Origin of the sequence: Sphingobium cloacae, from assembly GCF_002355855.1 — a bacterium.
GTDB classification, from domain to species: Bacteria; Pseudomonadota; Alphaproteobacteria; order Sphingomonadales; family Sphingomonadaceae; genus Sphingobium; species Sphingobium cloacae.
Genome location: NZ_AP017656.1, coordinates 168520 through 190076, shown reverse-complemented (window position 1 = coordinate 190076; position 21557 = coordinate 168520). Strand labels below are relative to the sequence as shown.

The 21557-nt window shown below is 65.9% G+C and carries 23 protein-coding genes; 4 read left to right on the top strand and 19 right to left on the bottom strand.

Annotated features, from left to right (window positions below):
* From traU to SCLO_RS19520, 14 genes are all read right to left on the bottom strand, one after another.
* Complete coding sequence (gene traU, locus SCLO_RS19585; RefSeq protein WP_066519503.1) at positions 1 to 1017, bottom strand: conjugal transfer pilus assembly protein TraU; 1017 nt, start codon at positions 1015 to 1017, stop codon at positions 1 to 3.
* On the bottom strand, positions 1017 to 1286 hold the full coding sequence (locus tag SCLO_RS19580; RefSeq protein ID WP_066519508.1) for a hypothetical protein: 270 nt from the start codon (positions 1284 to 1286) through the stop codon (positions 1017 to 1019). The genes traU and SCLO_RS19580 overlap by 1 nt, the downstream gene beginning before the upstream one ends.
* A complete protein-coding gene (gene traW / locus SCLO_RS19575) occupies positions 1286 to 1945 on the bottom strand; it encodes a type-F conjugative transfer system protein TraW (RefSeq protein WP_082730940.1) in 660 nt (219 codons plus the stop codon). The genes SCLO_RS19580 and traW overlap by 1 nt, the downstream gene beginning before the upstream one ends.
* Positions 1942 to 2478 carry a S26 family signal peptidase gene (locus tag SCLO_RS19570; protein WP_066519510.1) on the bottom strand — a complete coding sequence of 179 codons (537 nt, stop codon included), beginning with the start codon at positions 2476 to 2478 and terminating at the stop codon, positions 1942 to 1944. The genes traW and SCLO_RS19570 overlap by 4 nt, the downstream gene beginning before the upstream one ends.
* The gene (locus SCLO_RS19565) at positions 2459 to 3136 is read right to left on the bottom strand and encodes a type-F conjugative transfer system protein TrbI (protein WP_066519512.1); all 678 of its coding nucleotides are present in this window, start codon (positions 3134 to 3136) and stop codon (positions 2459 to 2461) included. The genes SCLO_RS19570 and SCLO_RS19565 overlap by 20 nt, the downstream gene beginning before the upstream one ends.
* The gene (locus tag SCLO_RS19560) at positions 3129 to 3482 is read right to left on the bottom strand and encodes a hypothetical protein (protein WP_096362245.1); all 354 of its coding nucleotides are present in this window, start codon (positions 3480 to 3482) and stop codon (positions 3129 to 3131) included. The genes SCLO_RS19565 and SCLO_RS19560 overlap by 8 nt, the downstream gene beginning before the upstream one ends.
* A 13-nt stretch (positions 3483 to 3495) precedes the next feature.
* Entirely contained in the window at positions 3496 to 6087 is a 2592-nt protein-coding gene (gene traC / locus SCLO_RS19555; RefSeq protein ID WP_066519528.1) for a type IV secretion system protein TraC, read from the bottom strand.
* Position 6088: 1 nt separating this feature from the next.
* Entirely contained in the window at positions 6089 to 7120 is a 1032-nt protein-coding gene (locus SCLO_RS19550; RefSeq protein WP_066519530.1) for a TraV family lipoprotein, read from the bottom strand.
* Entirely contained in the window at positions 7117 to 7992 is an 876-nt protein-coding gene (locus SCLO_RS19545; protein WP_066519532.1) for a DsbC family protein, read from the bottom strand. Before SCLO_RS19545 ends, SCLO_RS19550 begins: the two co-directional genes overlap by 4 nt.
* On the bottom strand, positions 7979 to 9307 hold the full coding sequence (locus SCLO_RS19540) for a TrbI/VirB10 family protein (RefSeq protein WP_066519534.1): 1329 nt from the start codon (positions 9305 to 9307) through the stop codon (positions 7979 to 7981). Before SCLO_RS19540 ends, SCLO_RS19545 begins: the two co-directional genes overlap by 14 nt.
* 3 nt (positions 9308 to 9310) lie before the next feature.
* Positions 9311 to 10114, bottom strand: a complete 804-nt coding sequence (locus tag SCLO_RS19535; protein WP_066519535.1) for a type-F conjugative transfer system secretin TraK — start codon at positions 10112 to 10114, stop codon at positions 9311 to 9313.
* Positions 10111 to 10677: a type IV conjugative transfer system protein TraE gene (locus SCLO_RS19530; RefSeq protein WP_042469291.1), complete on the bottom strand. Its 567-nt coding sequence runs from the start codon at positions 10675 to 10677 to the stop codon at positions 10111 to 10113. Before SCLO_RS19530 ends, SCLO_RS19535 begins: the two co-directional genes overlap by 4 nt.
* A gap of 1 nt (position 10678) precedes the next feature.
* Positions 10679 to 10969, bottom strand: coding sequence for a type IV conjugative transfer system protein TraL (gene traL / locus SCLO_RS19525; protein ID WP_007406717.1), 291 nt, complete (start codon positions 10967 to 10969; stop codon positions 10679 to 10681).
* 61 nt (positions 10970 to 11030) lie between these two features.
* Positions 11031 to 11351, bottom strand: a complete 321-nt coding sequence (locus SCLO_RS19520) for a TrbC/VirB2 family protein (RefSeq protein WP_030541416.1) — start codon at positions 11349 to 11351, stop codon at positions 11031 to 11033.
* Between the two features lie 364 nt (positions 11352 to 11715).
* Here SCLO_RS19520 and SCLO_RS19515 point away from each other — a divergent pair, with 364 nt between their 5' ends.
* Positions 11716 to 12186 carry a hypothetical protein gene (locus tag SCLO_RS19515; protein ID WP_066519536.1) on the top strand — a complete coding sequence of 157 codons (471 nt, stop codon included), beginning with the start codon at positions 11716 to 11718 and terminating at the stop codon, positions 12184 to 12186.
* Positions 12187 to 12310: 124 nt separating this feature from the next.
* Positions 12311 to 12817, top strand: coding sequence for a hypothetical protein (locus tag SCLO_RS19510; protein WP_066519542.1), 507 nt, complete (start codon positions 12311 to 12313; stop codon positions 12815 to 12817).
* A gap of 32 nt (positions 12818 to 12849) precedes the next feature.
* Here SCLO_RS19510 and SCLO_RS19505 read toward each other — a convergent pair whose 3' ends face one another.
* Positions 12850 to 13821: a lytic transglycosylase domain-containing protein gene (locus tag SCLO_RS19505; protein ID WP_066519545.1), complete on the bottom strand. Its 972-nt coding sequence runs from the start codon at positions 13819 to 13821 to the stop codon at positions 12850 to 12852.
* 110 nt (positions 13822 to 13931) lie between these two features.
* On the opposite strand from SCLO_RS19505, the gene SCLO_RS19500 reads away from it, so the two are divergent.
* Positions 13932 to 15224, top strand: a complete 1293-nt coding sequence (locus SCLO_RS19500) for a hypothetical protein (protein ID WP_066519551.1) — start codon at positions 13932 to 13934, stop codon at positions 15222 to 15224.
* A gap of 17 nt (positions 15225 to 15241) precedes the next feature.
* Here SCLO_RS19500 and SCLO_RS19495 read toward each other — a convergent pair whose 3' ends face one another.
* Positions 15242 to 15538 carry a hypothetical protein gene (locus SCLO_RS19495; RefSeq protein ID WP_082730938.1) on the bottom strand — a complete coding sequence of 99 codons (297 nt, stop codon included), beginning with the start codon at positions 15536 to 15538 and terminating at the stop codon, positions 15242 to 15244.
* 642 nt (positions 15539 to 16180) lie between these two features.
* Here SCLO_RS19495 and SCLO_RS19490 point away from each other — a divergent pair.
* A complete protein-coding gene (locus tag SCLO_RS19490; RefSeq protein ID WP_066519595.1) occupies positions 16181 to 16585 on the top strand; it encodes an SGNH/GDSL hydrolase family protein in 405 nt (134 codons plus the stop codon).
* Between the two features lie 33 nt (positions 16586 to 16618).
* Here the strand turns inward: SCLO_RS19490 and SCLO_RS19485 are convergent, their stop codons facing one another.
* From SCLO_RS19485 to SCLO_RS19475, 3 genes are all read right to left on the bottom strand, one after another.
* Complete coding sequence (locus SCLO_RS19485) at positions 16619 to 17119, bottom strand: hypothetical protein (RefSeq protein WP_066519553.1); 501 nt, start codon at positions 17117 to 17119, stop codon at positions 16619 to 16621.
* Positions 17120 to 17251: 132 nt separating this feature from the next.
* Positions 17252 to 20776, bottom strand: a complete 3525-nt coding sequence (locus SCLO_RS19480) for a DEAD/DEAH box helicase (RefSeq protein ID WP_066519555.1) — start codon at positions 20774 to 20776, stop codon at positions 17252 to 17254.
* Entirely contained in the window at positions 20760 to 21539 is a 780-nt protein-coding gene (locus SCLO_RS19475) for a Hachiman antiphage defense system protein HamA (protein WP_066519557.1), read from the bottom strand. The genes SCLO_RS19480 and SCLO_RS19475 overlap by 17 nt, the downstream gene beginning before the upstream one ends.
* Positions 21540 to 21557: the final 18 nt, after the last annotated feature.

Here is a 21557-nt window from a genome sequence, read left to right as displayed (position 1 = left end):
TCAGAACACGCAGCAGTTGCGCTTGCGCCAGACGAGGTAGCCCATGTCCTCGCCGCCGGCGGGAAAGGCGCGTCCGGCATCGGGCGGCATGGTCGAGGCGCCGATCGCCGAGCAGGCGAACCGGCCGCTCACCGTCGGGATCGGATTGACCATCTGGAAGCGGTATTGCTGCTTCCGCATGATCGGCATCAGGTACTTCTTGCAGAGCCCCTGCGAGCCCATCGTGCCCCAGGCGAGGCCTTCGCGGTGCATCTTGTAGGCGAACCGGGAAAGCGCGAGCCGCGACGACTGGACATGCCCGATCGAGGCGGGAATGTTGCCGTTGAGCGGATACATGCTGCCCTGGCACCCCGCGCACCAGAACAGCGCGTCGAGCGGCAGCGCGGCGGTTCCCGCAATGCAGTCGCCCGCGCACGCCGCCTTCGCGATCGGGTTCGCGAAGACGATCGCCTCGGGGTTGATGATCGCGGTCAGCGAGTCATCCTGCCACAGCGGATCGACCTCGGTCATATAGGCGATGTCGAACGATGCCTGCTCGAAGCAGATGAAGTCGGTCAGGATCTCCATCCAGTATAGGAGCGGGTAGACGTACCAGTGGACGTGCCACTTCGCCGTGCTCTGTGATCGGCCGCCTACCATCGACGGCCCGGCTAGGTAGCCTTGGCCGATGTCGAAGCCCGGCGCGATCCGCGTTCCCCCGAGATTGGAAAAGCACCACGGCTTCATCGTTACGTCCGCCAGCCTCGCGGGCTCCCAGAAGCCAACCGAGATGCCGATCCGGGGTAAGGGGTCGGCGCACGCGCAGACCGGCGACGCAGGATTGTTGGTGTCGGGGCGGTTGCCCGGCCAGATCTTCGCCCCGCCGATCGAAAGCGGAAAGAGGCACGACCAGCAGACGTCCGTGATGGGATTCACGAACTTGCCCGTGCACGTCGGTGCCGCCTCGGCGCGCGGCGCCAAGGCCACCACCACGAGCAGCAGCCCCAAGACGCCGAGGATGGCCCTCAGCCAGCGCATCAGCCCGCCTCCCCTGTCTCCTGGAGGAAGGCGGTGTCGGCCACATTCTTCCGGCGAAGATAGAGCCAGGTGTACAGCGCCGCCGCGGCGAGCAGCGCGGCCGCGAGGCACGGCGCAGCCCGGCCAAGGGCGGCATGGAACCGCGCGAAGAACCCCACGACCAACGCGACCGACAGGCACAGCCCCTGCCACACCAGCCGCATGCGGCGAAGGGCGCCGGTTTCCGGTGCGGCCATGGGGGTCCGCAGAAGGTCCAGCCAAAGCGGCATCAGCTCTTTGCTCCCGGCTTGAGGACGGTCTCCGAGACGCGCAGCAGACTGCCGGTCTGCGACACCACGGCCGGGGTGTGGCGGATGCCGAACTTGGCGGTCAGGCGACCGTCCTGATCGAAGAAGAACCGGCGCTTGCGCGCCGTCATCGACTCGATCGGCGAGCCGTTGACGAAGATGATCTTCGCGTTGAGCTCGGTGAACCGTCGGGTCGCCCACGCGACCTGCGCTGTGTCGTCGCCGTCGACAAAGACGAGGCTCTGCCGCATCGAGACGAAGTCGAGCGGATTGATCCTCTGCCCGGCTTGCGCGATCACCTGTCCTTTGTGGTCCCGGATCTCGCGCTCGAGCGTGATGCTCGGGTCATAGTCCCAGGCCCGCGGCTCCTCGGCAGGCGTGATGCCGGCCACCGGCACCGGGCGCCGCACCTTGGCCTCCACGCGCTTGGCGAAGGCTGCGTTGACGCGGTCCATCTCTCCCGTCGCCTGCGCGCGTTGTAACCGAGCCTCGATCGTGGAGAGCAGGTCGGCTTCGATGACAGGGAACGTCTGCCCGAGCTGGCCGAAGTCCCGCGCTTCGCCGCGCTCCGATCCTGCGACCAGGACCCCGGCGCCCAGACAGGCAGCACCGGCGAGCGAGGCAGCGACCGCGCGGATCACAGGATCGCCTCGCCGGTGCCGACAATCTGGCGCCGACAGACAAAGCCGATCGCTGCGTAGCGGGAGTCGAAACCATCCTTGTGGGGGGTGCCGACATAGTAGCAGCCCGCCGGTATCACGCCGCTCGGCCCGATCGCGAGCCGCTCGCCGCTTCTGGTCGTGGGCTTGGTGTAGCCCACGACCCGTCCGTTCACCGTCACGGCGCGGTGCCAGTGCGCCACAACGTCGCCCGGCAGGCCGTAGACGATCTTGCCGAACATCTGCGGCTTGTCGCCGAAATGGCGCCGCACCAGGTCGCTGGGGGGCGGATCGAAGAAGACGTACTCGCCCCTGACCGGCACCTTGCTCCGGTGGATGACGAACGCCCAGTTCGGAAGCGAGTCGGTGGTGTTGATCAGGAGCGCGTGATTGTCGCGCCAGTCGCTGATCGCGCCGAGCACCACGCTTCCCGCGACGAGACCGCCATACAGGCCCCAAAGTCGTTTGCGCGGCCGCCAGCGGGCGGCCGTCACATTACTGACCGCCACTGCCATCGGGACCTCCAAAGGTGGTGATCGCTGCCCCGGGGATTGCCGCGGGAGGCGCAGTGCCGGCACCGGAGCCGGCCTGCGGCATGGCTGCTCCGGCCGGGACGGCCGCCATCGGCTCGAGCGTTGCGCCGGCAGCGGCAGCGGGCCCGCCGGGCGTCGATGGCGTCGCCAGTCCCGGCGCCATCTGCTGCTGGAGCTGCTGCATCTCCTGAGCGCTCGCCGGCCGGGGTTGGCGAACGCCGCTCGCATAGACAGCCTTCCGCAGGCTGTCGGTGATGTCGGGCACGTTCTTCGTCAGCACCGCCTCGCCGACCAGCACCACTTGCCCGCCCGCCCCGCGGCGCTGGAGTTCGTGGTCGAGCGAGGACATGAAGGCACGCATCTCGGCCTCGACCTGCCCGGGCGGCGACGCGGAGCGCGCCTGCGCGCTCACATATTCGCCAACGATGTTGGAGAGGCTCGCCTTGACGATATGCTCCTCGCGGGGCTCGACGAGGGCCTTGGTCACCCACATCGCCCAGATCAGTGCGACGATCAGGATCGCGCCCATCACCAGCTGAGCCCGCGTGAACCCGCCGAAACCACGTCCCGAACGGGCCGGCGCAGCGGCCTTCGGCGCCGCCGGAGGAGCTTGAAGGTCGAGCTGGGGCTGATCAGACATCGGTGTTGCTCCCCTTGGGATCGCGCGAAGGCAGGATGCTGTGCCGGCGGAAGAAGATGACCGCGGCCGCGAGAAGCATGTGCGCGACGATCAGGACGTGCCGGAATGACGTGATGCGAGCGGCGTCGGCGGCGACGTACCGGCTCGCAAGATTGTCGAGCTGGTGCATCATCCCGTCGAATGAGAAGCCGCCGATGGCGAGGAAGAAGAGGACGAACAGGCCCCAGGTGATGAGCAGGGTCGACGCGAGGAACCCTGCCATGTGGAGGTAGAAGTAAAGCAGAAAGCCGACATCGAGCCCGCGCGATGGGCGTCGTGAGCTGGGCGTGGTCGGCTTTGTGAGCATGGTCGCCATGGGTTCACTCCGCAGCGATTGCCGCCGTATCACCGGCGGGCATCGTCCATTTTTCGGGGTTTTCGGGAAACGCGATCCGCTCGATCGCCTCATCCATGCTGAGCCCGCCGGCAACCATCGCCTCGATGGCAGCAAAGGTGCGCGGACTCGACGAGAACAGCGCGGCAGAGAAAGGATCGAGGACCAGCCGGCCGACCGCCAGCGTCTCCGGCCCCTTGATCATGATGTCGGAATATTCGAAGCCGTTGCGCTTGAGTGAGCGGAGCAGTGCGTCGGTATAGTCGTCCATCTCGAAGCGATCGTGCTTCTTGAAGTCGGCGATCGTTTCCGGCTTCTGCTGGAGGATCACGAACCAGTCGCTGTTCTCGAGGGCCGCGATGGACCCGGCCGACTTGTAGTAGTCGTTGAGCGACTGCGTGGCCGTCACCAAGGAGGCGCCATACTTGCGGCACGTGCGGGCGTAGGTTTCGATGAAATCGGCCATCGCCCCACCGCGAAGCATCTGCCAGGCCTCGTCCAGGAGCAGCGCCTTGGGAATCGAGCGGTCGACCTTCCGCATCATCTGCTGCGACATGAACATGATCGCGGTCAGGACGACGCTGCGGAGTTCCTCGCGCGAGGACAGGTCGGACAGCTCGAACACCGTGAGCTGTGCCTGCAGCTCGAACGAGACCTCACCCTGGAAGAACTTGCCGTAGGTGCCGGCGCTCGAGAACGGCATCATCGCGATGGCGAGATGCGAGGCGAGCTCGTTGCCAGTCTCGTTGAGCGCGGCGATCACGTCGTCGATCGAGCCGTTCCTGCCTTTGGCCTCCCAGACGCGGTTGACCGCGCCGTCGATCAGGCCGCGCTCGGTGTCGGTCAGCCGGTCGATGTGGCGGGACATCTGGTTCACGATGGCCTTGAGCATCGCCATGCAGTCGAGGAGATAGTCCTCGTCCTCGGCCGCCTGGGCGGCGTCGATCATCGAGAACGGGTTCAGGCAGAAGCCGCTCGACATCGTGAACTCGACGAAGGCACCGCCCTGCAGCTTGGCCGAGTGCTCGAAGGAGCGGCCGTCGTCGATCACGACAACCTTGGATCCCGCGCCGCACAACGAGGCGCACAGCTCCTGCAGGGCGACCGACTTGCCCGATCCCGACTTGCCGAACACCGCCACGTTGTGGTTGCCTGCGGCGTTCTCGAACGGGCTCCAGAAGAAGGGCTGCCCCCGTCGGCCGATCAGGAGCAGGTGCGGCGTGTGACCACCGAGATACTCGCCTTGTATGGGAGCCAGGTTCGCCGCGGTCGTGCTGAGCATGGTCCGCATGCGCTTCATGCGCTCGAGGTCGCGGGACAGCCCGTTCGCCATCGTCATGGGCATCGCGCACAAGAGGCCCATCACCTGGAGGTAGCGGTCGTCGAGCAGGTCCCAGCCTGCGGCCCGGTAGACCGACTTGAGGACGCGCTCGTTGGCGTCTCCCTTCCCCTTGGGAGAGAATGACGTGACGCTGTAGAACAGGCGCACGAGCTTGCGCCCCTGGCGGATCTCGTCATTGACGAACTTCCACTCCTGGGACTGGTCGCGGAGTTGGGGAAGGAAGCGCGCGGACTTGGAGTCGGCGAGGCTCGTGGTGCGCATGAACTTGAAGCCGGCCTTGTTGCTCGAGGCTTGGGGATCGGGAAAGTCGAGGCACAAGTTCGTGGAGACCGGGCACGGCATTCGCAGCTTGTCGGCGAACATGTCGCCAATCAGCCGCGCGCAGTCCCAGGGCGCCCAGCGCTGAGGAAGATTGCGGACCGAGAACGAGCGCACGTCGAATACGTCGGGATAGATCTCGCCGATCTCGGGTGCGCCGTTGACCTCCTTGCCGGTCGGACGGAACCGTTCGGTCCGCAGCAGGATGCGGTCCGGGTCGACCTTCATCTCGATGTCGCGGCGCACCGCCTGGTCAGCGATGGGGTCGAGCGGATTGTAGCTGATGACGTCGTCGCCCGCGGCCGTGGTCGGCGAGGTGATGTCGTCGATCCACCCGATCAGCGCGACCGGATCCATCTTGCGCGCGGAGACCCCGATCGAGCCGAGCACCGAGATGAGGCCGTCCATCACGGCGACGATTTCCTCGGCCGAGACACGCGAGCTTTCCGGCGTCGAATAGGAAATGGCGACGCGGTGGTTGCGAAGACAGAATGGCGCATCGGCCGAAAGCGAGTTCCACACGCCGTCCGTGAGGAAGTCGACCCGATGCTTGGCCATCCGCTCGTAGACGCCGCTCGCCGAGTAGCGGGGCAGATACCATTTGGAGAGCCGCTCGCTGATCCGCGGGCTCATCCAGTCGTGGAACTGCAGGCATCCGGGCACCGGGATGCCCTCGGACAAGAATTGTGTCAGGATCTCGCCGGTACGCTCATCCGCCCCGACGAGCGGCGAGACCTCGATCACGAATCCGCGCGAGGCGGAGTTGTAGAAGATGCCCGTCTTCGGGTCGTAGCTGCGATAGGGCAGCCAATGCGCGAGCATCGGCACGGCCAAGTCCGGACGCTCGGCCTCTGGTCGCTTGCTATCGCCGAACAGACCGGAGAGCAGGTTGTCGTAGAAACGGGGCTTTACGCTCATGTCAGTTGTCCTCCGGAACCGCGGCGGGGAAGCTCGCAGCGCGGACGGTGGGGCTCGTCAGGGTCGTGAGCCCCGCCCCGGGCGTCGCTCCGGCGCCGCCGCGCGCGCTGTCCTCGACCCGCTCGCGCGCTTCCTGGTACTCCTGGCTCGCCTTCACGCGCGCAGCTGCCTCCTGGCCGGACGCAGTGCTCGTGGCGGGAGCACCCTCCGATCGCTGTTTGGCTTGAGCCGGCGCCTCGCTTCGCCGGCTGGCTGGCACACCCGCCGCGGCGGTCTCGCCGCCGCCAGCTGCGCGCTTGGTGGCCATGACCGAAGCAGTCGGCCGCTGCGACCCCGACGCAGAGGATGCCGGGGCGGCCGCGCCAACCGTCGGCGCGCCGCCCGCCGCCTTGACCTTGGTGGCCAGACGGCTCGCGACATCCGCCTTGATTGCTTCCACCGGGTCCGGCTTTCTGGCCCGGGCAGCCGCCACCACATTCGGGTCCGGCATGTTCGGGTCGAACGCGGCAACGTCCACCACACCGGGAGCCTCGCGCTCGACCGCATCGACAAGGCTCAGCTGAACAGGTGCATCAGCCGACCTGCTGTCGGGGATGGGGGTCGCACCCGCAAGCGCCTGCGCCTGCCACTCGGATTGGACGACCGCGTGGACGGCGCTCGATTCATGCAGCCGGCCCCGGTCATCGACATAGGGCTGAAACACAATGCGGAGCACCTTCTCGCGGGTTCGCGGCGCGACCTGCCCATGTGCGTCTGAGGGCGGCGCTGCCACAGCGGTGCGCAGGGCGCGGGGCTGTTGTGCCGGTGTCGGATAGGGCCCTGCCGGGATCATGACATCGCCGGCGTCACCGGAGATCATCGCCAGCGCGCGATCGTCGATCGTGGAGGACGGCGCGCAGATGCCGTCCGGCGCCTGGCAGGTGAAGCTGCCCTTCACGTTGCCGCCGAAGGTCGTGCAGCCGTTCAGGCTCATCAGCGTGCCGAAGCCAAGCGCGGCGACAGCGGCCCGACGGCTGAGGCGCGGCGCGCTCACGAGCGTCCGTCCTTGAGCCAGCTTTGCAGGAACTCCCTGGGCCGATAGCCCTCGAGCATCGCCCCATCGCTGCGCACGATCACAGGCGTCCCGCTCAGGCCGTGCTTGTGAGCGAAAGCCTCGTTCGCATCGAGGCCCGACGTATCGCACGACGGGCCGCTCTTGAGCGGCTCGCCGGCATAGGCGGCATGCAGCGCCTCCTCGCGATTCTTGGCGCAATAGACGCGGTCGGCGATATCGCGGCTGCCGAGAACGGAGATCGGCCGCTCGACGACCCGAACATCCATGCTGCGCAGCACGTTCGTCAGCGCGCGGCAATAGCCACACCGGAAGTCGGTGAAGACCGTGACTGTCTGCCCCGCCGGATTGCCCCAGACGATCGCGCCGTCCTTCGGAAGTCCTTCCAGCGCCAGCCTGGTCGGCCGCGCGGGGAGCGCGGTCTTCTCGACCCTGGCCTGCGCCGGAGCCGCTTCCATTCCCTGGCCCTCGCCTTCCGCAGCCGCAGCATTGGCCTTGGCCGCACCGCCGACGAGCATGTCGGGGTTGATCTCGAGCAGCCGGGCGGCGGTGAGATCCTGGCGCGTCTCCATGTCATAGACCCGGCCGATGATGAGGTAGCGGGCGCCGGCGTCGACGTAGAAGAGGTTCGACCCAGCCGTCACCTCGCAGAGGCCACGCACCTTCTCGCAATTGACCTGGGTCAGGGGCGTCTTCGGCAGGCGCGTCTTGAGCAGGTTCGTGACCTCGACGCTGCTCGGACCCGCGACCTGGGCCGCGAGGGCAACGCTGGCAACGCCAAGCGCCGCGACGCCGGTGAGCAGCTTCCAGGGGCGCGCGAACGCGCTCCGGCGCAAGCGATCAATTGCGGACATAAACACCCTCCAGGAAGACGATTTCGACATCGACGCCGGTCGGCATCTCGATGACCGGCTGGTACTGTTCGGCGCGCTCGATCAGATATTTCGAGACGTCCCTGCCCGACTCCGCTGCACCGCCGCCGAGCGCCCGCAGGCCGACATTGCCGAGGCTGGGGGTGCGGTTGATGCCGCCCTCGCCATCGGTGCTGATCGTCGCCAGCGGCTGCTGAAAGGCCGTGTTCAGCGCGTTGCCGGCACCGCCGACGAGGCCTGCGAGGAATGCCTGCATGGCAAGCGAACCCTCGCGGCTGACCACCCGCCCGCGCACGCCGGTCTTGCCGCCGAACGCGATGAAGCCCTTGACCTCCGAGACGGCGTAGCGGCCGCCGGGCTGCGGGCAGGTCATCTTCTGCAGCTTGACGTAGACCTTCTCGCTGGAAAGGTCGCCGCGCGCCGCGCCGTTGATGAGGCAGCCCTGGATCTTGGTCGTGAGGAGCTTGCCGTTTTGCAGCACCGAGCGCGCCGGCCCGGTAACGCGCAGAACGACAGGCAGCGGGTCGGTCTGGCTGTTCACGCCAGCGCTCGCGTCCACGCCCACGATGACCTTGGCGGAGGCGAAGCTGTTGGGCGGCAGATAGTTCGGGCTGTCGGTATAGACCGTACTGCCCTTCGCCACCTTGGACGCGGTCCCCGTGTCGGAAGACGAGAAGCTGACCATTTTGACCTCGGCGGCGCGGCTGAGCGGAGGCGCTGCGCCGGCTTCGCCCGGCGCGTCCGGCCGCTGATAGGCTTGCGGGCCGCCTCGCCCGTACAGTGCCGCCGGGCCAGGCGCCGGGGGCGGCGCCGAAGGCCGCTCGTTCAGCTGCTTGCGGAGCTGCTCATTCTCCGCCTGGTAAGCGGACAGCACTCGCTGGCCATCGGCCTGCATCGACGAGTTCTGCCCCTTCAGCGCTTCGATCTGAGCGGCGAGATTGTCCATTCTCGCCTGCTGGCCGTTCACCGACTTCAGCTGGTTCTCGGTGGACTCGAACCGGTTTTCCGAGAGCGCCATCCACTCCTGCTGCGAGAGGTTGCGGTTCACCAGATCCTTGGTCGAGACCTCGACCTTCTCGGCGCCATCGGCGTCGGCGGCCTTCTCTCCTTCGTCGCCGCTGAAGATCCACATGGAGGACAGAACCAGCCCGACGCCGGCGACCCCGGCGAGCAGCATTCGCTGCTTGCGGCGCACCGCTTCGTTGCCCGCCAGTTCGCCTCCGACAGGCGAGACCCCCTCGCCCTCCGCCTCGTCGAGGGGCCTCCGCTTACGATTGAAAATGTCCGAGAAGGCCATGGCTTACCTCACAGTCTGGGAGACGAGGTAGGCCGTCGTGACCTTCCCCGGGTCGAGCTTGGGCTCGGCGATGGAGACGGCGAGCGCGCTTGCCGGAGCGACCGTGCGCTCGGTCAGCTCGGTCGGCGCATCGCCCGTGTTCTCGATGCGCAGCACCTTGCCGGTCAGGTCCTGCCCGCGATATTCAGCGATCATCTGGACCTTGAGCTTGCCGACATAGACCGGCTTCAGCGCGCGCTGCCGCATCTCATAGCCGTCGGCGACGCTGTTGGCGTACATGGCCTGGACGAGCTCGACCGCGGCATCCTGCGGCCCCGCGGCGACCTGCTGGGGCGAGCCCTCGGCTGCCTTTTCCCGGGCGATCGCCGGATTGGACACAAACACCTGCGCCGCCTGGTCGCCGGCGATCCGGCAGACGAACTTGTAGACGTAGCCGCGCTTGCTCGTGCCGAAGAAGGAAAGCGCCGGGCGGCCGAAACCTTCGGGCACGCTCAGGTAGATGTCGCCCCGGACCGGCTCGTTGACGACCGAGAAATCGTCCTGCGGGTTGCCGGTCGAGATCTTCGACACGCTCGCGAACTCGTCATCGACCAGGCTGATCCGGGTCAGGTCCTTCGCCGACGCCTGGCAGTCGACCTGGGCGCTGTCGGCGGCCACGACCGTCTGGTCTGCCCATGCCGGCTGCGCGAACAGGAAGACCGCCAGCGTGATCAGGCATGCGCCCGCCACCCTGCTCAGGATGCAGTAGATGCGGGACATGAGGATGGTGCCTGCAGCCGCGCTGCCGACGGCATAGAAAGCCATCATTTGTCTTGCTCCTTGCCGGTGCGGACCATCCCGAAGCCGACCAGGCGGAGCGACAAGCCCTCATACTCCCAGTCGTAGCGGAAGGTGCGGCGCTCCCTGGAGATCACCTTGTTGCCGACGATGGTGTGGAGCTCGCCGGTCACCTCAGACCGCAGGTTCTTGGGATCGATGTCCATCGACTCGATCGTGAAGAACTGAGAGATCGAGGAGCCGCGCTGCTCGTTGACGATCTTGAGGAGGTCGGCCTTGATCTTGCCCTGAACGCGCGGCGATGTGATCTCGAGCACCGCGTTCATCCAATATTCGAGGTTTTGCGGACTGCGGTCGAGCGTGAGCACCACCACGTCGCGCGTGATCATCTCGAGATATTCGCGGGAGACGCCGGCACTGCTGACTGTGACCGGCGAGCGCAGTACGGGCTGGAGGACGATCTCGCGGTCTCGCGAGATGCCGAAGGCGAGCAGCAGCGCTGTTATCGCCGCGAGCGCGCCGGCGACCACGACCAGGAAGTTGCGCTGGCGAAGAACCCGCTGGTTGCTTGCGTGGCTGAATGCGAGGTCCATCTCAGCCCGCCATCAGTCGGAGATAAGAGGGTGGCGTGGCCCTCAGGCCAGTGAAGCCGGCCGGAAGATGCCAATAGGCCAGATGGAGCAGCCAAGACGCGGCACGACCCGCTTTTGCCTTTTTCAATCCCCACCAGCCGGCGAATGCCAACGCCGTTCCGATGACGATGTGCTGGGTCATGATCCCCCAGACGAATGGCGTAACCATCGCCAGGAACTCATCCAGCGTCCACAGCCCGATCAGTTCTGGATCGTCCAGATGAGATGGGATCGCGTACTTGTCTGCGGCCATTGCACCACCCTCCCCCTGTGCGGCGCCGAGGCTGCCACCCCGACGCGCCAGGCTCGTTGCGTCAGATCGTCGCCGTCACCGTCGAGGTGACGATCGGAATGCCCGTGCCGGCGCCGACACCGACGCCGACCGGAATGGCGATCTGACCCATGGAGAAGCGGCCCGAGGCGAGCGCCACGATGCCGCCGGCGAGCGACAGCACGGTAATGACCTTGCCGCCCGACCCCTCGAGGAAGTCGGTGAACTTCGTAAGGGCCGTGTCGAACGTGGTATCCGCACCGGCAAAGGCCGGCCCGGCGAACCACAGGAGCGCGAACAGCATCACAGCGAGGGCGAGGATCGCCATCTCCATGCGCCCGCTCCGATTCAGCAGAGACTGCATAAGAGTTTCCCTTCGATGGAGACGCGGCACCTCCGCGCCCAAATGAAGGGTGGGTCCCCGACGACTTTCGCTACAACCGGCTTTTGTTGGAACCGCAGGGCTCTCGGCGGATTTATCTAGCGGCCGTGCCTAAAGAACCTTCGGCAGAGCCAAACATCGTCCGCGAAGAACGATTCTTCATCTCGATTCGCGGACACCTTGTCCCGGCTTTTAGGCGCGCTGTCCGCGGTTGCGGACCCAGGTCCGGCTTTGCGGGCAAGTCCCTGTGCGGGTACACTTGGCTCGCCCCGGACGAGTCGTATAGGGGGATGTCACTTCACCTTGGCGACTTCAGCCGAAGCCAGGCAAGCAGGGACATGCGGGAATGGGCGGGCAGGCAATGCGGGGGTACACCCTCGACGTATCCGAGTATCTGTTTCGGCTGACCACCGAGAGCCTGCGGATTCACTCCAATCAGACACGGCGCTACCAGTCGCTCGGGAACCTCGTGAACGCGCGGGCCACCGCCGGCGCCGCAGGCGCGATCGAGCAGCACGATGTGGAAACGCTGCGCAAGCACCTCGAGAAGGTGCCGACCAAGGGCCCGATCCGCATCTATCTAAGCATCACGAAGACCAGCGCGGAAAGCCTGACGGAGGCCAAGCGGCGACTCGAAAAGCATCTCGGATCGGCCCTGACGGTCGGCGACGCTATCTCCATGCTGCTGTTCGATTATGTGGTTGAGCAGGGCACCGCCAAGCTGTTGAGCAAGATCGGAATCGACGAGCATAAGCCGCCAAAAACCGCGCGCGGGCGTGGTCGTGACGAGGGCGAAAAGGTTGTGCGCATTAGATAAATTCGGATGTGAGGGGTGCTCGGGCTTTTCTCGAAGGGCTTGCCAAGACCGATAAGGTTTGATTGTGTCGCTCTGTCCGCAAAAAGGACTGCGGGGGCGAAAAGTGTCATCGCTTACGAATCGAATGGAGCAGGAGCTGCCCCTCGAGGCAGAAACTGAAGCAGCGGCCGACTATGTGCCGATGATCATGCGCGCGATGGAGGCCAACGACATCGGCATCCGGACCATGGCGCTGCGCTCAGGTATCAAGAAGAGCAGGCTCGGCACGATCCTTCACCGGGACCCGGAGAAGCGCGCCTCGATGAGCTTGCCGGAATTTCAGGCGATCCTCAGGGCCCTTAACATCGACCTCATGCAGGCAGTCATCAGCGTCGAGATGACCCGCGAGATGGAGCTCGTGCAGGACGATCGCTTCACCGCACTCGTGGCGATGCTGAGCACCTTGTTCAAAGGTCTGCCCCACCGGCTCGTCGAGGCTCTTCAGGAGCTCGAGGGCATGGACGGCAGCGAGATCCGCAGCGAGTGGGGCACCTACTTCCAGTCGGCGGTCATCAAGCGGATGGTCACCGAGATCACGGCAGTCCTCCAGCGTCGCTCGCAATTCGGATCGGGACGCGACCCACTCCTCTAGCGCGGGGCACCCCGTGCGATCGGCACGACTTCTCAGAAGCTCGACACCGTGGCGGCGCGAACGAAAGGCTCACGGCGCGGTGCCGGCGATGCACTCGTCTGGATAGTCGCAACTCTCGAAACGCCGCTGAGCCGAGACCAGTTGAGCAGGACGTTCGAGACGTAATCCTGGGTCTCGACGATCCGCGGCACACTCCCGTTCCTGACGCGCCCGGGCCCCGCATTGTAGGCCGCCAACGCCAGGTGATAGGCACCGAACCGGTCGAGCTGCTGACGCAGATACCGCGCTCCGCCACGAAGATTCTGCTCCACGTCGTAGCGGTTCACCCCAAGACCCGCGGCCGTCCCAGGCATCAGCTGCGTGAGGCCAAATGCGCTTTTCGGGGACACCGCGGAGGCATTGTAGCGGCTCTCCCGAATGATCATCGCATCGAACAGCCCGACCGGAATCCCGTATTCGCAGGCGACGTTGCTCATCATCGAGAAATATGTCTGGCGGCGGACTTCGGCATCGGCGGGCAGGAAGCCGCTTCGCCGGTATCCTGTCGGCGAGCACCCGGGGACGAAGGTCGTGGCAGCCGCAGCGAATACCGGGCCGCCGCGCATCCATGCCGGCACGGCGATCGCGGAAAATGGAGCAAGTGCCGCCGTCTGACTGGCCGGGGCGCCGAGCTGGGCAACACCGACCGGGGCAAAGGGGTCCTCCTCCGCGACCGCCGTCGTTGCGCCGGCCTCTGCCGCGAGTCTTTCACCCATCTGATACTCGACCCAGCGACGGCTCAGATCGTGGACCCGGAAGCCCTCCACATCCGCTACGACGGCCTCGGCCGGACCCTCCATGCTGGGCCCGGCCGTCCCATCCTTACCGTCGGCGGCGACGTCCGACCGCCCCGTCATGCTGATCAGCTGGACGCTGCGCACCGGCGAAGCGGCGCGTTGGGTCGCCGCGAGCGCGGCCCCGCTATCAACGATGACAAGTGTGCTCGCGAGCAACAACGCACGCATATCAAACCTCCCTGACCCCTGGTTCAGGAAGTTGAGATCAGGCGATTTGCAGTTGTCAATTCCCTGGAGCGGGCAAACTATGGCTGCATTGGATCGCCCGAAACTGGATCATGTGGCTGATTGACCGAGATACGGATGGCCGCGGCCCTCGGATCGCGCTGCCCGCTCCGCTCCGCGAGGCGCTGGTGCGTTGGTACATCGGCCAGGGATCGCCTGGCGATGAAGAGGCAGGAATCACGCTCGTCCAGAACGCCCGCATCGGCGCCAAGTGGATCGCCTGTGATTGCCTGGCCGCGGACGATCCGCCGCCGATACTCACGCCCGCCTTCCTGTCGGAGGCGGAGACCTATTATCTCCGCCGGCTGACCAGCGCGAAGCGACCCGACCACCGCGCCGACTGCCCCTTCTTCCGGGATCAGGTCACCCATCGCATCTCGGAGGTACGATCGCGCGAAACGCCGGCGGCGCCTCCCGAGGGCTTCTTCGAGGTCCTGCGGCCTGCCCCCAGCAAGCTCGCGCAACAGCCCGAGAGCGACGCCAGCGACGATCGTACGCGCCACGCCTCGGTGCCTCGGCTCGCCCGGTTGCTATGGCGCCTCCTCGACGTTGCAGGGACGACCCGAGCTTTTCCCTTGTCGGATGGCGCGGAGGAGCCTTCGATCAAGCGGGAGTTCGATGTTCTGGTGAAGGCGAGCAGCAGGATCGAGATCGCGCCCGGCATCGAGCTCAGCCGCGCCTTCTGGACCCACGCCGATGCCCTGCACAGCCGGCGCGCCTATGCGGTTCTGAGGCGTCTCTCCCGAGACTGGCCTCCCGGCCACGCGCCGCAGGCGTTCTTCGCGCTCTTCTCGCATCAGATCACCGGCCATGTCATCGAGACCGCCGACAACCGGCCAGTGCGCGTCGCCAATCGGGTGCAGTCCCCGTCGGTGAGGGGCAACCTGGTCCGTGGCCCCTTCCTCGTGATCGTCGTCGCTGGTCAATATCCCGAGGCGCGTGGCTATGCTCCGCTTCGCGCCTACGCGCAGCCGATCTACTCGGGGCAGCGGTTCATCCCGGTCGACTCCGAGTTCGAGCGCAGCCTGCTGCGCGAATTGCTGTCGATCCAGCGCAACCTGCACCGGCATGGCATCGATGCCGCGATCGAAAAGCCCGTGTTCGATATTCTGACGCCGCTCGGCCCTGCGCGACCGGACTTCCTGATCGAGGCGCGCTCGCGGATCACCGGGGAGATCAAGCGTCTGGCGATCGACGCCATCGACCACGGTGACGACGAGCATGACGGATCGAGCACCAGCGGGCATTCTCGCCTGTGCGAGATCGCTCCGCTGCTCTGCCTCAGTTCCGGCGACCTCGTGCTGGGCCGGGTAGCGCGAAAGATTGCCGCCGCCCTGGACCTGTGAGTTGAGCCCCGTGCCTCTCAGCTCCAGCGAAGCGTCATCGCGAACCCGCCCACAATGGCGATGATAACCGGCGTCGCGCGAAAGTAGAGCCGTTGCCACAGCCACCAGAGCTTGGGCACGAAGAGGATTGCTTGTCGAAGGCTCCGTACTTCGTTCCAGGCGCGTTCGCGGAAGACGTGCACTCCAGCGCCGACAATCGACAAGGCGAGGGCGATCGCACAGCACAGCGCCGTAGCAGCATAGAGGGCTGCCCAGTTCGCCAATTCGAGTTGCGTCAGCTGCGCCATTTCGACCGTACCTACTCGCACCGCCATCCGGGTAAGTGCCTGCCCTCGTTCCGGTTTCTATAATCGTTGCTGGCCGCCAAAGCCTGGCCTTAGACCCTTGACGGGGAGCCGAGGAATACTAGCTCGACTGACGCCGAACGCCATAGCGGGTTCGGCTGGGACTAGAGGGCGCCGGCTCTCTCTCCGGCGCATCTCATGCCCGAATTGCTCATGCAGAGGATTTGGATATGAGGACTATTCGCGATCTGATCCGTGGGCGCCGGCGCGGTGCTGCCGATAGCTCCCACAACAACCCGCTCCGCCATCGGGAGAGCCAGACGCCACCCTCTCGATCGGAGGCGCGTCGCTGGCCCTCGCGCGTGATGAAGGTGCTGACGTCGGCAATCGTCGGTCTGCTGGCGCTCCTCGGCACGTCCCTTACCCCCGCAGCGGCTCAGGTCTGGGCGCCAGGATGGCGCGGCCCAGTGTGGATAGCCGAACCAGGCCCTCGTCATGGTTGGTACCGCTGGCACGGCCGGTGGTACCGGCATTGCGGGTGGCGCTGGGAAGCACCGCATCTCCGCGTGTGGCGCTGCTACTGACGCGTTGGCCCGACCCGCGAGGGTCGGGCCAACATCGAGCCCGTGGCGATGGACCCCCGCCGCCGACCGGAGGCCGAGGGAAGCTTTGATGTTCGAGTGTCTGATCCTTGGGGACAGCACGGGCGTCGGCACCGCGCAGGCGATAAACGCGCGCTACGAGCGCCATTGTGACGTTCAGGCCGCAGAGCGGGCCACGGCCGCCCAGGTCCTTTCCTGGCGAAGACCGGGAAAACGCTACAATACCTGCATCTTCTCGATGGGCTCCAATGACATGGCCGGACCGGCTCTCGCCGCCCGCCTCGCTGAGATACGTGCGCAGTTCTGCTTCAACCGTGTGATCTGGCTGCTGCCATACGCCCGCCCCCAAGCCTACACCGTCAGCGCCGTCGCTGCTCGCTTTAGTGACGAGACCTTGGATCTCGGCCGCTTCCGCTCCCGCGACGGCGTCCACCCGAGCCGGTATATGGACGTGGCCGAAGCCCTTTTGAGATAGCCGTAAAGCAGCCGCTCGGTCCTTCGCGACGGCTCAACTGCGCAACGTGGGCGCTTCGCCGAAAGCTGTCTCTGCCTGCGAGAGGCAGCGGTCCCAGAAGGCAATCGCGGCATGAAAGTTCGGCAATACCGGCCGGCCAAGACGATCCCGCACCTCTCGCGCGTTGAACGCAGCGACGTGAGCCACGTTGCCCGGCATCGTCGGATCGACCACCACGGCAATCGTTCCGAAGCCCTCGCTGCGCAGTTCAAGGCCGCCTTGGAATTCCTTCAGGAGGGCGTTGCGCGTCGGCTCGATGAACTCGCTGAAAATCGGATCTCGCCGCCAGATCGGCCATTGTTCGCGGCTGTATTCGCGCCGAGCGGCATCGTGACAGTCGACATTGGCGAACACATGTCCAACCGACCGCAGGAGCGCAACGATCGCGACATATTGCGACTCGAAGTCGGCAACAGGCCGCATCATGCTGTCGTCCTGCTGAAAGCGGGCGACGAGGTCCCGAATGAAATCGAGCTGGGCGCGGGCGACAAGCATGGCCTAGAACCGCCCAGACACCATTTGGCGGCCCCCCTCGGTATCAGAGAAGGCGCGAAGCGTCTCGGCGGTCTTGCAGATTGTCATCATGATCTTCCCGATGCGATACAGTGGCTCGGTAGATGGGCACGGCTATGCCACAGCCCAAAGGTCATCGGGTCCGAGATAGCTCAGGTCGAGCTCCGCAGGGTTCGGCGCGACTGTCGCGCGGAGAAGGCCACGCCGATTATGGTTGAGCGGATGCTGGAGGCGGCCGATGCCGCGCCCATCGGCAGAGAGCACCAACGGCTGGCCGTTCCAGTTGTGCAAGCTCACGGGAGAGCCGGGCGGAGCCGGCGCCGCGAACCACTCGACATTCCCCACATAGTCCCGTCGTGCCCAGGTCCGGTTCGCCGCAGGCGCGGCTTCCTGGACGAACTCGAGCCACATTGCTCGCGTCTCGGGAGAAGGCCAGTCCGGCTGAGCCGACCAGGCCGCGAGGACAGGCGAGCGCAGCCATGTCCGCAATTCCGCACCCGACGTGAAAGTCGCGCCGGTGTCCACGACGGCCTTGATGGCTGCCAAACGCGAGTTGAAGCCCGCCTGGATGAGAATCGAAGTCGATCGGTTCATGGTGCCGGTCTCAACGGCAGGGACCGCTAGACCCAGCTCATGATCGGCGAGGGCCAGGCCGAAGACGCCAACGACATCACCGTTGGCGGCCGCACGCACACGAAGCGCCTCCATCGCCCACGGCAGGCGATAGACGAGGCCGCCCTCGATGAACTGCAGCGCATCGCCTTCCTGCCCCGCGACGGTGGAGGCGAGTGGCTGCCCGAGCAGCCAGCAACGAAGGATGTCGCGCCAGTTGTCCGGAAATGGGTCCGGCTCGAACGGATAGAAGGAGAAGACCCGCTCGGCGATGCCGGTGATCGCCGTAATCGCAGCCTCGTGATCTCCAACCAGCAGCGCAGCGTTCGCCTGCACCAGAAGGTCGTTGGCCACCGGCGCCACCGCGTCGAGCGCGTGACCCGCCTCGAGACCCAGCCCCGCAAGAAAATAGCCGCGGCGCGAGACGGCAGTCGAATTGGCCCAAATGTAGCGGCTCCGGGTGAGGAGCGTCGCACGGTAAGCGGCGCGCGACCCGGCATCGAGGCGCTCCAGGCGCCGGTTCCAGAGAGAGGACTGAAGAACCGTGTCGAGCGCGGCTTCGATCTGGTCATCGGGAACATCGTCTTCGCCGATCAGGCTGAGGATCGCCGTATCGAGCGTCGCCATGGAGCGCTCCCATTGCTTGAGCGCTCGTTCGCGCTTTTCGGGGATCTCGCCCGCCACTTCGGGGAAGGTCCAGGCCGCGGCGTTGTTGACCACATAGTCGACGAGCTGCTCGAGATTGCCGCCGATCCGCGCATGCATCCTCTTCAGGAGCGCAAAGATGAGCTGAACGAGGCCGCTTTCCATCTCGCGGGCGCCGAGATCCCCGATCAGGCCCACCCACTCGTCATGCTTCTTGTTCTGGGTGTCGCTGAAGATCGGGAAGAGCACCAGGCCTTCGACGTCGACATAGGCCCGGCCGGCGCGTCCGATCACGTTCTTGAACTCGGAGACCTTGATCTTCTCGCCATGCCGATAGAGCGAATGCATGACGACCGCCGTCGCCGAGAGGTTGAGCCCCTGCGCGAGAGTGGGTGATGAGATCGTCACCTTCAGAACGCCGTCTCGCAGAAGCCTCTCAACCTCTTTTCGATAGGCGGTCGGAAGCGCACCGTGGTGGAGGGCCACGCCCAGGCGGAGGCATTTGAGGATATCGCTGTCCGCGCCCAGCCATTCTTCACCGAGCGCGATCGCGGTCTGCAGCCGCACCGGATCGACCGTGAGCAGTGACGCAAGCGCGCCTCGCGTATGCAGGTCGACGATGACCTTGGCGAACGGCTCGACGCTGCGCCGCTCCGGGCAATAGATCAGGACGGTCTGTCCATCGTCGACCAGACGCCAGGCGGTGGCAAGGCTGAGCTCCTGCTGATTGTCGGGAAACAGCCGGGTCCGCAGCTTCTTCGGCGGTAGGAAGAGCGGCGGTGCTACGCCGGTGAGGAACCCGGGCACGAAGGGCTGCTCTTCGCCGACCCTCAGGTTGAGGCGTGCCCGGGGGGATGACCAGACCACCTCGCCAAACCGCAGGCGTGTCGGCCGCCAGTCGTCCTTGATGGGATCGCCTGGCTGATCACGCCGCAACCATGCCGAGAAATCCTCGAGCTGCGGGCCATCGGGCAGGATTGCCGACAGGCAGACGATCCGGCGCTGCTCCGCGTCTGGTCGGCGGAGAAGGCGCTGGATCTGGACCTCGTAGCGAACTTCGCGCTCGCCCGGACCGATCATGTGGCCCTCGTCGAAGACGAGCAGACCGACATCGTCGAGCAATGACGGATCGTTCCTTAAGGCGAAGTCGAGTTTCTCCGGAGTTGCGACGACAATGTCCCGCTCGCGGATCGCATCTTCGTCGAACGCAGAGACGCCGATGCTACCGTACAGGGCGGATATGGTCTTGCCGAGCGGGCCGAACGTTCGCTGAAGCGTCGTTTCCGTCTGCGCGGACAGAGCACGAAGTGGCGTGACGAACATCACGCGGCGCCCGGCAGCCAGGCAGCGAAGGATCGAGAGTTCGGCGACCCTCGTCTTCCCGGCGCTCGTCGGTAGCGAGACCACGAGATTGTCAGCCTGATCGACCGCGCGCGCGGCGGCCTCGATCTGTGACGGCCACAAGTCGACTTCCGCCCTCGGACGGCGGGCGAGCAGTCCGATGAAGAGATCGCGCAAGCCCCGCCACGGCGGCGCCTCCCCACCAGCCGGAATGAGAGGCACCCTCTCATGAAACGTGTTCGACCATAGGTCGGAGAGCAGATGGATCGCGACGCGGTGCGCCCACCATTGCGGCAAGAGGTTCAGCTCAGCGCAAATGGCGAGACTCTCGCGCAGTTGGGCGATCGCACGGTCGATCAGAGCGCGCTCGCCGCGGTCAAGCGCGAGCAGGAACATCGACACGGCACCGAAGAAGGCATCGGTTAGAGCGAGGTCGAGGCCCTCGAACAGGAAATCGTGGCCATCCCGCTCGGCCGCGTCGCCGGCAAGCGGATCGGCAAGACGCTGCTGGAAGAGCGCGGTGATGGCCTCATCCGATCCCCGACCATCGAGGCGAAAGGCATAGACCCGGGCACGCAGCTCGTTGATATCCCGCCGCATGAGAAGCGCCAGCGCCTGCTCGATGAGCGAGAAGTTCTCCTCCTCCGCCACGACCGCAAGGAGGGAGTAGGCACGGGCGGAGAGATGCGCGAGATGGTAGCTCGCAGCCGCCATCACGAAGTGAAAGTCCCGGTCGGCTTCGGCGCGATTGCCCTTGGCCATGACCGCCTCAAGGGCGGTCGCGGCCTGCTCGAAGGCGACACGCGCCTGGGCTGGGTCGCCACCGAGCTCAAGAAGACGCAGCCCAAGCCCGAGCAGCCCGTAACCGTAGCTGTGCAGGTCGAAGTTCAGTTGCGCAGAAAAGGCCGGTGCGCCCGCCGGGAGCACGCCCTCCCGCCATATCATCGCCCGTGCCTGGCCGCGCGCGATCAGACGACCGCGAAATCCGGTGGCGGCTGCATCGGTGATGGCGGCGGAGATCGCCTCAGGGCTGGTTGGCATTGGCGATCACCTGAGCGTAGACCGCGCCGACAAAGGCGGCGTGCCCGTCCACGTGCAGCCCTACGCCCCACTGTCCGATCGGGCCGGGATAGGCCTGCAGCGCCTGCGTCAGCAGTGCCTCCGGCGCGTTGCCAGAGAAGGTGAAGAGAAGATGCCGGACATGATCGGGCGGGATGCCGTGGCGATAGAGAGCCTCGTCGATGGCGTCGAGGAGTGGCGCGTCCGTCCCGAGGTCCATCAGCCGCGCCGAGATGAACGACAGGGCGTGCGACGACGGAAGGCCGCCATCCTTGTCGAGCCCGGCGCGCGCCTCCTGAAGGGTCTGCGCCCGCAGATCGATGCGGCTCTTCGCCTCGGTCTTGAGGAACCGTAGGCGCTGCGTCGCAGGATCGAGGATCATGCCGATCACATCGTCGCCGCGCATCGCCATGTCGCGGTGGTCCTTCCACCGCAATCGCTTGATGGGAGCCCGGTAGCCGCTGTGTGCATCAATCCATTCGGTCGCGTAGATCTCCCCCAGATCACCGGAGCGTATCTGCGGTGTTTGCGGAAGAAGATCGGTAACCATCTTGGCTGCCGCCGGCTTGCCCAGCCGCGCGAGCGCAGCTGCCAGACGCTCCTCCGCCGCATAGTGGGCGGGAACCGCCATCGCCGTCAGCTCGATGCCCATGGCGGCATCCGCTGTGCGTCCGGTCATCACGCGGACATGGTGATTGCCCAAAGGAGTATCGGCCGCATCGCACCAGTCGTTAAATTGAACCATCCACTCATTCCAAACGGG

Coding starts and splice junctions, on each gene's coding strand:
- traU (WP_066519503.1), bottom strand. CDS start 1,017: ATGCGCTGGCTGAGGGCCATCCTCGGCGTCTTGGGGCTGCTGCTCGTG.
- SCLO_RS19580 (WP_066519508.1), bottom strand. CDS start 1,286: ATGCCGCTTTGGCTGGACCTTCTGCGGACCCCCATGGCCGCACCGGAA.
- SCLO_RS19570 (WP_066519510.1), bottom strand. CDS start 2,478: ATGGCAGTGGCGGTCAGTAATGTGACGGCCGCCCGCTGGCGGCCGCGC.
- SCLO_RS19565 (WP_066519512.1), bottom strand. CDS start 3,136: ATGTCTGATCAGCCCCAGCTCGACCTTCAAGCTCCTCCGGCGGCGCCG.
- SCLO_RS19560 (WP_096362245.1), bottom strand. CDS start 3,482: ATGCTCACAAAGCCGACCACGCCCAGCTCACGACGCCCATCGCGCGGG.
- traC (WP_066519528.1), bottom strand. CDS start 6,087: ATGAGCGTAAAGCCCCGTTTCTACGACAACCTGCTCTCCGGTCTGTTC.
- SCLO_RS19545 (WP_066519532.1), bottom strand. CDS start 7,992: ATGTCCGCAATTGATCGCTTGCGCCGGAGCGCGTTCGCGCGCCCCTGG.
- SCLO_RS19540 (WP_066519534.1), bottom strand. CDS start 9,307: ATGGCCTTCTCGGACATTTTCAATCGTAAGCGGAGGCCCCTCGACGAG.
- SCLO_RS19535 (WP_066519535.1), bottom strand. CDS start 10,114: ATGATGGCTTTCTATGCCGTCGGCAGCGCGGCTGCAGGCACCATCCTC.
- SCLO_RS19530 (WP_042469291.1), bottom strand. CDS start 10,677: ATGGACCTCGCATTCAGCCACGCAAGCAACCAGCGGGTTCTTCGCCAG.
- traL (WP_007406717.1), bottom strand. CDS start 10,969: ATGGCCGCAGACAAGTACGCGATCCCATCTCATCTGGACGATCCAGAA.
- SCLO_RS19520 (WP_030541416.1), bottom strand. CDS start 11,351: ATGCAGTCTCTGCTGAATCGGAGCGGGCGCATGGAGATGGCGATCCTC.
- SCLO_RS19515 (WP_066519536.1), top strand. CDS start 11,716: ATGGGCGGGCAGGCAATGCGGGGGTACACCCTCGACGTATCCGAGTAT.
- SCLO_RS19510 (WP_066519542.1), top strand. CDS start 12,311: ATGGAGCAGGAGCTGCCCCTCGAGGCAGAAACTGAAGCAGCGGCCGAC.
- SCLO_RS19505 (WP_066519545.1), bottom strand. CDS start 13,821: ATGCGTGCGTTGTTGCTCGCGAGCACACTTGTCATCGTTGATAGCGGG.
- SCLO_RS19500 (WP_066519551.1), top strand. CDS start 13,932: ATGTGGCTGATTGACCGAGATACGGATGGCCGCGGCCCTCGGATCGCG.
- SCLO_RS19495 (WP_082730938.1), bottom strand. CDS start 15,538: ATGGCGGTGCGAGTAGGTACGGTCGAAATGGCGCAGCTGACGCAACTC.
- SCLO_RS19490 (WP_066519595.1), top strand. CDS start 16,181: ATGTTCGAGTGTCTGATCCTTGGGGACAGCACGGGCGTCGGCACCGCG.
- SCLO_RS19485 (WP_066519553.1), bottom strand. CDS start 17,119: ATGCTTGTCGCCCGCGCCCAGCTCGATTTCATTCGGGACCTCGTCGCC.
- SCLO_RS19480 (WP_066519555.1), bottom strand. CDS start 20,776: ATGCCAACCAGCCCTGAGGCGATCTCCGCCGCCATCACCGATGCAGCC.
- SCLO_RS19475 (WP_066519557.1), bottom strand. CDS start 21,539: ATGGTTCAATTTAACGACTGGTGCGATGCGGCCGATACTCCTTTGGGC.